Source organism: Streptomyces kanamyceticus (assembly GCF_008704495.1).
GTDB classification, from domain to species: domain Bacteria; phylum Actinomycetota; class Actinomycetes; order Streptomycetales; family Streptomycetaceae; genus Streptomyces; species Streptomyces kanamyceticus.
In genome coordinates this window covers 3,496,040-3,509,221 of record NZ_CP023699.1, presented here as the reverse complement: position 1 = coordinate 3,509,221, position 13,182 = coordinate 3,496,040, and the positions used below count along the sequence as shown (strand labels likewise).

Sequence of the window (13,182 nt, the reverse complement as noted above, 5' to 3'; positions counted from 1 at the left end):
GTGCTGGAAGGCTGGGCTGCCGAGATCACCGTGGGTAACTGGGGAGGGCATAGCCAATGTCGGTAGGCGAAGAGATCCGTGCCGAGTCGGAGCAGCCGCAGCAGAGTCTCGGCACGTCGGCCGCACGGAATCTGGCCACCACCACCAAGTCGGCACCGCAGATGCAGGAGATCAGCTCCCGCTGGCTGCTGCGGATGCTGCCATGGGTGCAGGTACAGGGCGGTACGTACCGGGTGAACCGAAGGCTGAGCTACTCGGTGGGCGACGGCCGGGTGACCTTCGTGAAGACGGGGGACCAGGTGCAGGTCATCCCCGCCGAGCTCGGTGAGCTGCCGATGCTGCGGAACTTCGAGGACCAGGAAGTGCTCGGGGAGCTCGCGCAGCGCTGCCGCCAGCGTGAATTCGCCGCGGGTGAGGTCCTGGCCTTCTTCGGCAGCGCGGCGAACGAGGTGTTCCTGCTCGCGCACGGCCGCGTCGAGAAGGTCGGCGCGGGCCCCTACGGCGACGACACGGTGCTCGGGACGTTCGCCGACGGCGCCTACTTCGGCGAGCAGGCGCTCCTCGACGCCGAGTCGATCTGGGAGTACACCACGCGCGCGGTGACCGCGTGCACCGTCCTCGCGCTGCCCCGCCAGGACCTCGAAGAGGTCGCGGGGCGCTCGGAGTCGCTGCGCGCCCACCTCCAGCGGCTGCGCTCCATGCCGACGCAGCGCACCAACACGTTCGGCGAGGCGCCCATCGACCTCTCCGCGGGCCACGTCGGCGAAGCGGTGCTGCCCGGCACCTTCGTCGACTACGAATCGTCCCCGCGCGAATACGAGTTGAGCGTCGCCCAGACCGTGCTGCGCATCCACACGCGCGTGGCCGACCTCTACAACCAGCCGATGAACCAGACCGAGCAGCAGCTGCGGCTGACGGTCGAGGCGCTCAAGGAGCGCCAGGAGCACGAGCTCGTCAACAACCGCGAGTTCGGGCTCCTGAACAACTGCGAGTACGACCAGCGCATCCAGCCGCACGACGGCGTGCCCAGCCCGGACGACCTGGACGAACTGCTCAGCCGCAGGCGCGGATCCAAGCTCTTCCTCGCCCACCCGCGCGCGATCTCCGCGTTCGGCCGTGAGCTCAACAAGCGCGGACTCGTCCCCGAGACCATCGACGTGGGCGGCAACCGGATCCCGACCTGGCGCGGCGTGCCGATCTACCCGTGCAACAAGATCCCGGTCACCGAGGCGCGGACGACGTCCATCATCTGCATGCGTACGGGAGAGGACGAGCAGGGCGTCGTCGGGCTGCACCAGACGGGCATCCCGGACGAGATCGAGCCGAGCCTGTCCGTGCGGTTCATGGGCATCAGCGAGCAGGCGATCATCTCGTACCTGGTGTCCACCTACTACTCCGCCGCAGTGCTCGTGCCGGACGCGCTCGGTGTGCTGGAGAACGTCGAGATCGGCCGCTGGAGGTGAGTGAGCGGTCGTGGCCGTGACCGTGTTCGTGCTCGGCGCACGGGGTACATGCCCTTCGTACGCGCCCACAGGCCGAGGAAACGCCACCGTCCACATCCTTTTCGGGGTGAGTCCATGACGGACACGACGATGGACAGGGGTTCGGGGTCGGGGTCGGGATCGAGTTCGGGGCCGGGTTCTGGTTCGCGGTTCCGCTCGGGCTCGGAAGCGGGTGGGGAGCGTGAGGCCGGTGAGATATTGGCGGCCGCGCGGCTCTGCGTCGATCCGGAGCTTCGCCGGGCCGTGGACTCGCTGCCCGGGTCCATGCGCCGGGTCGTGCTCTACCACTTCGGGTGGGAGCACGCGGACGGTACGGCCGCGGCCGGGCACGCGGGCAAGGCCATCAGGCCCGCGCTCGTGCTCGCCGCGGTGCGGGCGCTCGGTGGGGAGCCCGCGATGGCCGTGCGGGCCGCGGCGGCCGTGGAGTTGGTCCACAACTTCACGTTGCTGCACGACGACGTGATGGACCGCGGCACCACGCGTCGCCACCGGCCCGCCGCGTGGACCGTGTTCGGTGACGCCGACGCGATCCTCGCCGGAGACGCCTTGCAGGCGCTGGCGCAGCGGCTGCTCGCAGAGGATCCCCATCCCGGGGCCTCGGTGGCGGCCGCCCGCCTGGCCGCGTGCGTCGTGGAGCTCTGTGCGGGGCAGCACGCGGACTGTGCGCTGGAGCGGCGCGGGCCCGATGAGGTCACGCTCGACGAGTGCCTCGCGATGGCCGAGGCCAAGACGGGGGCGTTGCTCGGGTGCGCGTGTGCGCTGGGGGCGGTGTACGCGGGGGCGGGCTGTGAGGAGGTCGAGGCGCTCGACGGGTTCGGGCGCGAGGCCGGGCTGGCGTTCCAGCTCATCGACGACGTCATCGGGATCTGGGGAGATCCGCGACGGACCGGGAAGCCCGCGGGGGCGGATCTCGCGGCTCGGAGGAAGTCGTTGCCCGTGGTTGCCGCGTTGGGGTCGGGGACGGCGGCTGCGGGGGAGCTGGCCGAGTTGTACGGGAGGGTGGCGGGGCGCGGTGCGGGGGCCGGTTCCGGTGCTGGTTCCGGTGGTGGGGCTGATGTCGGTTTGGGAGAGGGGGAGTTGGCGCGGGTTGCCGGGGCGGTGGAGAGGGCCGGGGGGCGGGATTGGGCGCAGGTGCATGCGGCCGATCGGATGTCCCGGGCGGTGGGGCAGTTGGCCCGGGCCGTGCCCGATCCGGAGGCCGCGGGTGGGTTGTTGGCGCTCGCGGAGTTCGTCACTCGGCGTACGTACTGAGGTGGCGGGGGCGCTTGTGCGGTGAACGGTTCGTGGTTTGCCCCCCCCCATTACCGTTCTCGTAGTCCCGCAACGGGACTACCGGCCTTCGGAGTTGGCATGACTACCTCCCCTTGTCGAGTGCATGGCCCGGGGGGTGGTGTCACCGGCTCCGAAGGCACTGACAGACCGCTGATTAGAGGCATGACCACCGGCCTTTCCCCAGGTCGGGAGGCTCTTCGTAATGTGGATGTGGCGATCAGTGCCGTGGCGAGGCCGGGTGAACAGCACCGAAGGAACCACGACGTGATCGACATCAGCGACATCGACGTCTTCCTCGGCCTGGACGTCGGCAAGGGCGAACACCACGCCACCGCTGTCACATCGGCCGGGAAGAAGGCCCTCGACAAACGCCTGCCCAACAGCGAACCCAAGCTCCGCGAGGTCTTCACGAAACTCCAGGCCAAGCACGGCATCGTGCTTGTGGTCGTCGACCAGCCGGCCTCCATCGGAGCCCTGCCGCTGGCCGTTGCCCGAGCCGTCGGCTGCCAGGTCGCCTATCTGCCCGGACTGACGATGCGGCGGATCGCCGACCTCTATCCGGGCGAAGCCAAGACCGATGCCCGCGACGCGTTCATCATCGCCGACGCCGCCAGGGCGATGCCGCACACGCTTCGCTCCATCGAGCTGGACGACGAGACCGTCGCCGAGCTGGAGATGCTCGTCGGGTTCGACGACGACCTGGTCGCTGAGGCCAACCGGCTCTCCAACCGGCTCCGCGGCCTGTTCACGCAGGTCCACCCGCACCTGGAGCGGGTGCTCGGCCCGCGCATGCAGCACCCGGCCGTCCTGGTCCTGCTGGAGAGGTTGGGCTCGCCCGCCCAGATCCGCCAGACCGGACGCCGCAAGGTCACCCACCTGCTGCGGCCCAAGGCTCCGCGGATGGCGGCCCGTCTGACCGAGGACGTCTTCACCGCGCTCGACGAACAGACCGTCGTCGTCCCGGGCACCGAGGCGGCCGCACTGATCGTTCCCAGCCTCGCCCGGTCCCTGACCGCCGTGCTCGACCAGCGCCGTCTGCTGGAGAAACGACTCGACGAGCTGCTGGAGACACACCCTCTTTCCCAGGTCCTGACGTCGATGCCCGGCGTCGGCGTCAGGACCGCGGCCCGCCTCCTCATCGACGTCGGCGACGGCACCAGGTTCCCCTCAGCCGCCCACCTCGCCGCCTATGCGGGACTCGCGCCGACGACCCGCAGCTCGGGCTCCTCGATCCGCGGCGAACAGCAGTCCAGGAGAGGGAACAAGCAGCTCAAGCGGGCTTTCTTCCTCTCCGCGTTCGCCGCCCTGTCCGATCCCGCCTCCCGCACCTACTACGACAAGAAGATCAAGGAAGGCAAGCATCACACCCAGGCCCTCCTCTGCCTCGCCCGACGCCGAGCCGACGTGCTCTTCGCGATGCTCCGCGACGGGACCTTCTACCAACCACCAACCCCCGTTGCCCCTTGACCGAAGTCATAGAGGCACCCCCCCGTGTGTGGGGTGAGCCCGGTGTGGTCGCGGCGGTATGCCCGTCCTTGCTCCTTGCTCCTTGCTCCGCGAGAGGGCTCCCGTCGCACGTGAGGGGTGTGGGGAGCGATCGCTTAGGCTGCAGCCGCTGGGTGCGTCTGAGGTAAGGGGCGGGTTGTGGGTGTGGCGATACGGCGGGGCGGCGTGGCCGATCGGGCGGACATCGTCCGGCTGCTCGACGAGGCGTTCATGCGGGACCCGGTGAGCAGTTGGGTGTTTCCCGGTGAGGAGCATCGGCTGCGTATGCACGGCGGGTTGATGGGGGCCTTCTTCGATCTCGCGCTCGCCGAGGGGTACGTCGATGTGACCGAGGACGGCGACGCCGCCGCCCTGTGGTGGTCGGTGCCCGGCGGGGTGGCCGAGGGGGAGGAGGACGGGCCCGCGTTGTTGCGCGAGGCGGTGGATCCCGCGAACGAACGCGTCGAGCTCATCGGGCGGTTGACGGACGCGATCCACCCGACCGACCGGGCACACGAGTATCTGCACATGATCGCCGTGCGGCCCGGGCGGCAGGGCGAGGGGCTCGGATCGGAGTTGGTCAACGCCGTTCTCGAGCGGTGTGACCGCGACGGGCTGCACGCCTACCTCGAAGCGAGCAACGCGCGCAGCCGCGATCTGTACGCGCGGCTCGGGTTCGTCTTCATGGGGACGACGCTGGACCTGCCCGACGGCCCGCGCATGTGGCCGATGTGGCGTGAGCCGAGGGGAGTTGTGGGCGGGGTCAGCGCCTGACGTCGCGGGGGCTGTCTCGCTGTTCGTGGCCGGAATAGCCTGATGACATGGGCAGTGATGGGGGCGGGGCAGATCCGGCAGGCCCCGGAGCGCAGGGCGAACCTGTGTGCGGGTGCTGTGGGCAGATCGTGGGTACGGCGATCCGGCGGCGCAAAGTTCTCGGGGTGTTCGTCCCCGCGTGGGGGCCCGGGCCGTGCCGCAACGCGGAGTGCGAGGCGTACGTCGTGGACGAGGAGAGCGGGGAGCCCGCCGTGCGGCGTCGCGGGCATGGGCATTCCCCCTCGCGCGTCAGGTCCAAGGGGCGGCGGGGCGCTGAGGGGGCCGGGGGGTCCCCGGGGTCTGGTGATACGGATTCGTCCGGCGGTGAAGGCGTGCCCGGCGGTGAAGGCGTGCCCGGCGGTGAGGGTGTGTCGGATGTGGGGAGTGCCGATGTCGATGCCGGTGGGGGGCGTTGACGCGGGTGGGGCGTGGCCTCTTTGTGCGGCGTTCTCGTGCGGGGTTCTTGTGTGGCGTTCTTGTGTGCCCCTTTTGTGCCTTCATTGTTCTAGTAGGATGCGAACAAGGGAGGTTTTCTATATGTCGCAGGTTGAGGGGTCCGTTGGACGTTCCGGTCGCGAGCGTCCTCGCGGCCGTGCCGGTCTTGTCTCGGTCGCCGTACTGCCGTTCGCGCTCGCGTTCCTCGGCGAGCTGGTGGTGTACGCGGTGCTGCGGGACCGGCTGCCCGGGCGGATCGCCAGTCACTTCGGTGCCGACGGTGCCGCCGACGGGTACGTGGGGCGGGGTGCCTATCTGGTGGTGGGCAGTGCGCTGTTCGTGGGGCTCGGCGCGGTGGCCGTGTTCATGGTGCTCAAGAGTGGATTTGGCACGTATCGGCGCGGACTTGCGGGGCTGCTCGCCGGTTGCTGGGCGGCCGCCGCGTTCCTCGGGTGGCCGATGGCGGCGAGCCTCGTCGCCAACCGTGACCTCGCGGACGGTGCGTCGGCCCGGTTCCCGCTGTGGCAGTTGGCCGTGGCGGTCGGCGTCGCCGCGGTGGCCGCGGGGGTCGGGGCGCTCCTCGGGCTCGCGCTGGCCCGGCGTATGGCGCTGTCGGACGTCCCGGCGGGCGGCGCCGCGCGGGACGCCGATGCCGTGCGGCTCGGGCTCGGCGACGCGGAGGTGGCCGGGTGGGTCCGCAGGACGGGCTCGGCCTGGCTCGGGGGGCTCGGTGCCGCGATGGCCGGGGCGGGGGTCGCTCTGGCCTGGATGCAGGGTGAGTGGACGGGCTCGCTCGTCTTGGTCGCGGCCGGGCTGCTCGTCGCCGCGTTCGCCCGGCCCTGCGTCACCGTCGACCGGCGGGGTCTCACCGTCTCGCCCAGCGCGTTGGCCTGGCCGCGCATACGGCTGCCGCTGGACCGGATAGAGCGGGCGGACAGTGAGTCCATCAACGCCATGGCGGATTACGGTGGTTGGGGATATCGGGTACGGCCAGGACGGTCCGGGGTCATCGTCAGGTCCGGCGAGGCACTGGTCGTACGGCGTACGAGTGGCAAGCTGTTCGCCGTGACGGTGGAGGACTCGGCCACGGCCGCCGCGCTCCTCAACACCCTGGTCGAACGACGGACCGCGGAGCGCTGACGGCATGCTGTTCCGGATCGATACGACATCGGCGGTGCCGCTCGCCGATCAGATCGCGGCCTGCGCGCGCCGTGCCGTCGTCGACGGCAGCGCCGGGCCGGGGGAGCGGCTGCCCGCCGCCCGGATGCTCGCCGGATCGCTCGGCGTGAACGTCCACACCGTGCTCCGCGGCTATCAGCGCCTGCGGGACGAGGGGCTGATCGAGCTCCGCAGGGGGCGGGGTGCCATTGTCGCCGACAGCGCGTCGGCGCGGGCTCGTGCCCAACTCGTGGAGCGAGTGCGGGAGTTCGTATCGGACGCTGTTGATCTCGGGCTTTCCGAGGACGAGGTTCTCTCGATGGTGGGGGATGCGCTGAAGGCGTGAGGCCGTCGGAGGGGGCGGATTCCGGCGGGGAGTAGGGTCCCACGGTCGGTTGGTGATGTCGCCTGGGGAGGGGTTCGATGAGGGCGCGGTGGGGTGTACTCGCTCTGGTGGGGGCCGTGTTGGAGGGGTGCGGGTCCGGGGACGGGCCTGGTGGTGGCGGGGTGTCTGGCCGGAGTCTTGGGGACGGTGAGCCGCGTGTGAGGAGTAGCGCGGACTATCCCGAACTGCCGCTGGACGCATATGAGTTGAGTGATCGCGACAGCGAGCGCATGGGGCAGGCGACGTCGCGTCTCGTGCAGCGTTGCATGCGCTCCTACGGCTTCGCCGACTTTCCCCTCAATCCCCGGCGGGAGCCGTTTCGGGAGATGGGCACGACCTTCACCTCGACGGTGGTCTCGATTTCCCCGTACGGGGTGCTCGACTTCGACCACGCCCGCCGCTGGGGCTACGGCTTCGACCCGGACGCCAAGTTCACGCCGAAGCCCGCGGGGCCGGAGGGGCGGGCGGTGACGCAGCGAGAGCACGAGGTGCTGGACGACTTCGGCGGGGCCGGGCACGCGGGTGCCGTGGTGCACGGCCTCAAGGTGCCCAAGGGCGGTTGTACGGGGGAGAGTTCGCGTCGGCTCATGGGGGACGCGACGAAGCGCACGCTCCTGTGGGGGTACGTCACCAAACGCTCCGAGAAGATCGGCAAGGCCGTCGCCAAGGACGCGAGGGTGCGTAGGGTGTTCGGTGATTGGTCGCGCTGCGTCCAGGACAAGGGCTTCAAGGCGTACGACAGTCCGCGGGACGCCTTCCTCGACAAGGCGTGGCGCAAGGGCGCCTCGGACGGCAACACCGCGCGGACGAAACGGGAGTTGGGTACGGCCGTCGCCGACATCGAGTGCAACAGGAAGCTGAACGTCGCCGGGGTGTGGTGGGTCGTCAGCGACGAGAAGCAGCGTGCCGACATCCGCCGCCACGCGGCGCGGTACGAGGCGGTGCGCGCGGACCAGGAGCGGCTGCGGGGGCGCGTCCGCGAGGTGCTCGGGGAGAAGTGAGGGGGGCGCGCCGTGCCCCGCGTGTGACGTGAGCCCAGTGACATGGGCGTGGTGACGTGAGCACGGTGGCATGGGCTCGGTGGCGGGTGGCTCAGCGGCGTCGTCTTTCGCGGTGGCGGGCGACCGCGTCGTTGTTCGCGCAGCGCACCGAGCAGTACGCGCGGCGGCCGTTGCGGGACGTGTCCACGAAGGCGATGCCGCAGGGCGTGCGGGCGCAGCGGCCCAGGCGGTGGGCCTCGGCGAAACAGACGACGTAGGCCAGGCCAGCCGCCGTGAGGGCGCGGACGTGGGCGGCCGGATCCGCGGCGGGGGCGCTGTAGTGGAAGTGCGGGTGGCCGTCGTGCAGGGAGATGCGGGGGCTGCTGGAGGCGCCTGCCAGCAGGGCGTTGACGCGGGCGCAGCGGTGCGGGAGGTCTTGCGGTCCGAAGCATTCCGCCAGCCGTACGGACCAGGCGCGGAGGTCGTCCTCCTGGGCGGTGGTGAGGTCGTGGTCCGTGATGCCGCGCGCGGCGAGGAGTGGGGCCAGTGGGGCCAGTGGGGCCACGGGGGTGGGGGAGTGGGAGTTGGCCAGGTCGGCGGCGAGCAGGGCCGCCTCGCCTCCGTAATGGTTGAAATGCATAAGGGCATGACATCACGCTGACGGGCGTGAGAGATGCGGCGCGGGACTTGGGGAGAAGCGGGGCGGCGGAGGGGCCGGGGAGGAGGGGAGCTGCGAGGGGCTCCGGGAAGAGAGGTGCTGCGGAGGAGCCGGGTGGGAGGGGTGTTGCGGGGGACTCCGGGAGGAGAGGCGCGGCAGGGGGCTTGGGGACGAGAGGCGCTGCGGAGGGCTCGGGGAGGAGAGGCGGGGCGGGGGGCTCGGGTAAGGGAGGCGCGGCGCGGGGTTCTGGGGGGAGAGGTGCTGCGGAGGGCTCGGGCGGGAGAGGCGGGGCGGAGGGCTCGGGTGGGAGAAGCGCGGCGTGGGGTTCGGGCAGGAGAAGCGCGGTGCGGGGTTCCGGGAGGAGAAGCGCTGAGGAGGGCTCGGGCGGGAGAGGCGGGGCGGGGGACTCGGGGAGGAGGGGCGCGGCGTGGGGTTCGGGCAGGAGGGGCGCGGTGCGGGGTTCCGGGGGGAGAGGCGCTGAGGAGGGCTCGGGTAGGAGAGGCGGGGCGGAGGGCTCGGGTGGGAGAAGCGCGGCGCCGGGTTCCGGGGGGAGAGGTGATGCGCAGGGGCCAGGGAAGAGTGACGGGCGGGCCGCTCGCGTCGCCGCCGGGCTCGTGCTCGCGCAGATCGTCAGCCTGCAGTTCGGTTCCGCGCTGGCCAAGGGAACGTACGGCCAGGTCGGGCCCACGGCGCTCGCCGGGATGCGGCTCGGGTTCGCCGCGCTCGTCCTGTGGGTCGTGGTCCGGCCGCGGCTCGCGCGTCTGACGGCCGCGCAGTGGTGGGCCGCGGCCGGGCTCGGTGTCGTCTTCGCCGGGATGAACGCCGCGTACTTCCAGGCGATCCGCCACCTTCCGCTGGGCGTCGCGGCGACCCTCGAACTCCTCGGCCCGCTGGCCCTCGCGCTCGCGCTGTCCCGCAGGGCCGCGCACCTCCTTTCCGGGCTGCTCGCGCTCGCCGGGGTACTGCTGCTCGCCGTGCCGGGCGGCGCGTTGCCCGGCGTCGGGGTCGTGGCGGGGGCGGCGGCCGCGCTCTGCAGGGCCGGTTACGTGGTCCTCAACCAGCGCGTGGGGCGGCTCTTTCCGGGCTGGGACGGGCTCACCGTGGCGCTCGGGATCGGGGCCTGCCTGCTGGTGCCGGTCGCGGCGGCCGTCGACGGGCGGTCCGTCGTCGCGCATCCGGCGCTGCTCGGCACGGGATTCCTGGTCGCGCTGCTCTCGTCGCTGATCCCGTACTCCCTGGACATGCTCGCCCTGCGCCGCATCGGCGCGCGGACCTTCGGCGTGCTGCTCGCGCTGGGGCCCGCGGTGGGCGCGGGCGTGGGTTTCGTCGTCCTCGGCGAACGGCTCGGGCTCCGGGAGTACGGGGCGATGGCTCTGGTGGTCGCGGCGGGGGCGTGGTCCGTGCGGACGGCAGAGTGAACCGGGTGGCTCAAGCCCGCCGGGCTCCAGGGGCCCGGCGGGCTTGAGCCTCTCGACTCCAGGGGGGCAGCTTCCCGGCCTTCCCGGCCTTCCCGGCCTTCCCGGCCTTCCCGGCCTCCCCGGTTTCCCGGGTTTTCGGCCTCCGGGCTCCCCGGAGCGCTGGCTCCGGGGCTTTTCCCTGCTTGCAGCGTTGATCGGCCTGGCCTCCGGGCCCTCGGCCCCGGATTCCGGGCCTCCCGACTTCCGGTTTCCCGGCTCCCGGCTCCCGGCTCCCGGCCTCCGGCTTCCGGGGCTCCGGGCTTCCGGGTTGTGGAGGTGGATCGGAGGGTGTTCTGTACGAGGGCGGGAAGCGGGGAAGCCGGGAAACCGGAAGTCGGGAGCTGGGAAGCCGGGAAGCCGGGAAGCCCAGAATCCCGGAGCTGGGAGTCCAGGAGGCGGGGCCGGGCGTCAAGGGCCCAGAAGTGCCGAAGCTCAGGCGCGGGGATCCTGAGGTTCGAACCCCGGAGCCCCCAGCAACGCCCCCCGCAGCACCTCCACGAACTCCCCATCCGTACCGAGGAGTTCATCGGCGTACCCCCGTACGGACCCGTACCGCTCCGCCAGTGCCCTGAGGAACAGCGTCATGACCTCCGCGGGCGCCTTGCCGTAGCCCGGCCAGAGGTTGGGGGCGTCGGGGTGTGCGGCCCGCCAGTCCGCGCGTAGGCGGGGCGACGCGTGGTCGGTGAGGGCGAAGTCTTCGATGATCACGTCGTCGGGGACGCCCAGCAGTGCCAGGACCAGGGCGGCGATCAGCCCGGTGCGGTCCTTGCCGGACGCGCAGTGGAACACGAGGGGCTCATCGGCCGCCGCCGATGCCGCGATGACGTCGAGGACGCCCCTGATCTCCTTGACGCCGTCGTGCGCCACCTCCAAGTACCGCTCGGCGAGATACGGTCCGGGATCGACGTCCGGGCCGAGCGCCGCCTGGTCGTAGGGCCGGTGCTCGATGCTCAGCTGGTGGTACGCGAGGTCGGGCAGCTCCGGCACCCGGCCCTTGGCGTCGATCTCCCAGTCGTAGCGCAGATCGACGACGGTACGTGGGCCGAGCGCGCGGAAGCGTGCCCAGTCCGCGCGCTCGGCCTCGTCCGCCCCCTCGTCGGCCCGCAGCTTGCCGAGCGAGTCGGCGCGGTACAGAAGCCCCCACCGCACCGCACGTCCGTCGGCGGTGCGCAGGCCCCCCAGGTCACGGACGTTGTGCAGGCGCGCGAACGGTATGTGTCTGTCGAGACTGTCGTGTCGGTTCACGTAACGGGACCTTAGACGGGACCTTGGACGGGACCTTGGACGGGACCTTGGACGGGACCTTGGACGGGTCCTTAGAGGGCGGGCCGCCCGGACCTCGCCCCCGTGATAGACACATGCGATGACGATCTCCGGCCGCGCGTTCGACGCCGTACTCAGCGACCTCGACGGCGTGATCCGCTTCTACGACATGGCGGAACTGGAGCAGTTGGAGCGTGAGGCGGGGCTCGCCGCGGGCAGTACCGCCGAGATCGCCTTCGCGCCCGAGACCGACCTGCCGCTGATGCGCGGCGAGATCACCAAGGACCAGTGGATCGACGCGATCGCGCGCGGGCTCGCCGACCGGGTGTCCCACGCGCGCGGCCGGGAGCTCGCCAGCACGCTCGCCGAGGCGAAGTTCCGCGCCGACGAGGTGGTCGTGGGAATGCTGCGGCGGGCCCGCGCCGCCGGTCTGCCCGTGCTGCTCGTCACCAACGCGACGCCGTGGTTGGCCGACGATCTCGCGCTGCTCGGGCTCACCGGGCCCAGCGGGCTCGTGGACGACGTGATCAGCAGCGCCGACCTCGGCATCGTCAAGCCGGACCGCCGCATCTACGAGACGGCGGCGGAGCGGGCCGGGGTCGCCCCGGCCCGCTGCCTCTTCGTCGACGACCGCCAGGAGAACGTGGACGCGGCCGCCGCGCTCGGCATGACCGGGCTGCTGTACCGCGAACACGCGGACCTGCGCGCGGTGTTGGAGCCGGCGCTCCAGGTCTGACTGACCCCGTGTGACAGCGAGAGACAGGGCAGCAGCTCGGAACTACCCCCCGTACGCCCGGAAATCCTCAAGCACCGCGTCCAGGTGCCGCAGCGACGCCGTCACCCGCGCGGGAACCGCGAAGAACGGGTCGTCGGGGACCGGCAGCGATCCGGCGAGCGCCAGGCCGCGGGCCCGTGCCCACGTCGCGTCGTCCTGGTCCACCGCCTCGCGGAACGTGTCCCGCGCCGCGGCGGGCAGGAACATCCAGGCCGGGATCAGATCGCAGGCCGGGTCGCCCACCGCGAGCGTCCCGAAGTCGATGACGGCGCTCAAGTGGCCCTCCACGGCGAGGAGGTTGCCGGTCGCGAGGTCGCCGTGCAGCCACACCGGGGGACGGTCCCACGCGGGCGCGGCGAGTGCCGCCTCCCACACCGCCGTCACGGCGTCCGTGTCGACGATCCCGGCCAGCTTGGCGATCTTCGCGCGTACGAGGGAGTCGGCGGCCAGCGAGTCGCACTCCGTGCCCACGCGCTCGCCCCGGAAGGCGTTGCTCAGGCAGGGGGCCGGGCCGCCGGTCGCGTCGATCCTCTGCAACGCCCTGATGAATCCGGCCAGTTCGGTGGCCGTGCGCACCGGGTCGGCGAGGCTTTCGGTGGTCGCCGCCTCGCCCTCCTGCCAGCGGCAGACCGACCACGGGAAGGGGTAGCCCCGGCCGGGCCGCCCCGACGCGAGCGGTGCGGAGATGGCGATGGGCAGTTGCGGGGCGAGCCACGGCAGCCAGCGCTGTTCGCGTTCGACCTGCCCGATCCAGCGCTCGTAGCGGGGCAGCCGGACCGAGAGGTCGTCGCCGAGCCGGAAGGTCGCGTTGTCCATGCCGGGCAGCGGCACGGACGAGACGGGCAGCTCCGCCCACCGCGGGAACTGCTCGGCGAGCAGCCCCCGGACGAGATCGTCGTCGATCAGCAAGTCGTCGTCGATCAGCAGGTCGTCGTCGATCAGCAAGTCGTCATCGGACGGCGAATCGTCATCGGTCAACAAGAGGAACTCCTGGTGAGA

12 protein-coding genes are annotated in these 13,182 nt (G+C 71.6%); 9 read left to right on the top strand and 3 right to left on the bottom strand.

What is annotated here, in order from left to right; genetic code table 11:
- The first annotated feature begins 56 nt into the window (after nucleotides 1–56).
- From CP970_RS14150 to CP970_RS14115, 7 genes are all read left to right on the top strand, one after another.
- On the top strand, nucleotides 57–1,463 hold the full coding sequence (locus CP970_RS14150; protein ID WP_055556593.1) for a family 2B encapsulin nanocompartment shell protein: 1,407 nt from the start codon (nucleotides 57–59) through the stop codon (nucleotides 1,461–1,463).
- 114 nt (nucleotides 1,464–1,577) lie between these two features.
- Nucleotides 1,578–2,753, top strand: coding sequence for a family 2 encapsulin nanocompartment cargo protein polyprenyl transferase (locus tag CP970_RS14145; RefSeq protein ID WP_150493366.1), 1,176 nt, complete (start codon nucleotides 1,578–1,580; stop codon nucleotides 2,751–2,753).
- A 285-nt stretch (nucleotides 2,754–3,038) separates the two neighbouring features.
- Nucleotides 3,039–4,241, top strand: a complete 1,203-nt coding sequence (locus tag CP970_RS14140; RefSeq protein ID WP_107099142.1) for an IS110 family RNA-guided transposase — start codon at nucleotides 3,039–3,041, stop codon at nucleotides 4,239–4,241.
- Between the two features lie 177 nt (nucleotides 4,242–4,418).
- Nucleotides 4,419–5,033, top strand: a complete 615-nt coding sequence (locus CP970_RS14135; protein WP_055557206.1) for a GNAT family N-acetyltransferase — start codon at nucleotides 4,419–4,421, stop codon at nucleotides 5,031–5,033.
- A 576-nt stretch (nucleotides 5,034–5,609) separates the two neighbouring features.
- Nucleotides 5,610–6,647 carry a DUF1648 domain-containing protein gene (locus CP970_RS14125; RefSeq protein ID WP_063806305.1) on the top strand — a complete coding sequence of 346 codons (1,038 nt, stop codon included), beginning with the start codon at nucleotides 5,610–5,612 and terminating at the stop codon, nucleotides 6,645–6,647.
- A gap of 4 nt (nucleotides 6,648–6,651) precedes the next feature.
- Nucleotides 6,652–7,011: a GntR family transcriptional regulator gene (locus tag CP970_RS14120; RefSeq protein WP_150493362.1), complete on the top strand. Its 360-nt coding sequence runs from the start codon at nucleotides 6,652–6,654 to the stop codon at nucleotides 7,009–7,011.
- A 197-nt stretch (nucleotides 7,012–7,208) separates the two neighbouring features.
- On the top strand, nucleotides 7,209–8,051 hold the full coding sequence (locus CP970_RS14115) for a hypothetical protein (RefSeq protein ID WP_157877798.1): 843 nt from the start codon (nucleotides 7,209–7,211) through the stop codon (nucleotides 8,049–8,051).
- A gap of 91 nt (nucleotides 8,052–8,142) precedes the next feature.
- On the opposite strand, the gene CP970_RS14110 is transcribed toward CP970_RS14115, so the two are convergent.
- A complete protein-coding gene (locus CP970_RS14110; RefSeq protein ID WP_150493358.1) occupies nucleotides 8,143–8,670 on the bottom strand; it encodes a CGNR zinc finger domain-containing protein in 528 nt (175 codons plus the stop codon).
- A 632-nt stretch (nucleotides 8,671–9,302) separates the two neighbouring features.
- On the opposite strand from CP970_RS14110, the gene CP970_RS14105 reads away from it, so the two are divergent.
- Entirely contained in the window at nucleotides 9,303–10,106 is an 804-nt protein-coding gene (locus CP970_RS14105; protein WP_063806225.1) for an EamA family transporter, read from the top strand.
- A 471-nt stretch (nucleotides 10,107–10,577) separates the two neighbouring features.
- On the opposite strand, the gene CP970_RS14100 is transcribed toward CP970_RS14105, so the two are convergent.
- Nucleotides 10,578–11,390, bottom strand: a complete 813-nt coding sequence (locus tag CP970_RS14100) for a tyrosine-protein phosphatase (RefSeq protein WP_055554620.1) — start codon at nucleotides 11,388–11,390, stop codon at nucleotides 10,578–10,580.
- A gap of 118 nt (nucleotides 11,391–11,508) precedes the next feature.
- On the opposite strand from CP970_RS14100, the gene CP970_RS14095 reads away from it, so the two are divergent.
- Nucleotides 11,509–12,144, top strand: coding sequence for an HAD-IA family hydrolase (locus tag CP970_RS14095; protein WP_055554622.1), 636 nt, complete (start codon nucleotides 11,509–11,511; stop codon nucleotides 12,142–12,144).
- A gap of 42 nt (nucleotides 12,145–12,186) precedes the next feature.
- On the opposite strand, the gene CP970_RS14090 is transcribed toward CP970_RS14095, so the two are convergent.
- Nucleotides 12,187–13,161, bottom strand: coding sequence for an aminoglycoside phosphotransferase family protein (locus CP970_RS14090; protein ID WP_224058430.1), 975 nt, complete (start codon nucleotides 13,159–13,161; stop codon nucleotides 12,187–12,189).
- Nucleotides 13,162–13,182 lie beyond the last annotated feature (21 nt).

Excerpts from the sequence above, each read along its gene's own strand:
- CP970_RS14120 (WP_150493362.1), top strand. The coding sequence starts at position 6,652 with ATGCTGTTCCGGATCGATACGACATCGGCGGTGCCGCTCGCCGATCAG.
- CP970_RS14110 (WP_150493358.1), bottom strand. The coding sequence starts at position 8,670 with ATGCATTTCAACCATTACGGAGGCGAGGCGGCCCTGCTCGCCGCCGAC.
- CP970_RS14150 (WP_055556593.1), top strand. The coding sequence starts at position 57 with ATGTCGGTAGGCGAAGAGATCCGTGCCGAGTCGGAGCAGCCGCAGCAG.
- CP970_RS14095 (WP_055554622.1), top strand. The coding sequence starts at position 11,509 with ATGACGATCTCCGGCCGCGCGTTCGACGCCGTACTCAGCGACCTCGAC.
- CP970_RS14125 (WP_063806305.1), top strand. The coding sequence starts at position 5,610 with ATGTCGCAGGTTGAGGGGTCCGTTGGACGTTCCGGTCGCGAGCGTCCT.
- CP970_RS14145 (WP_150493366.1), top strand. The coding sequence starts at position 1,578 with ATGACGGACACGACGATGGACAGGGGTTCGGGGTCGGGGTCGGGATCG.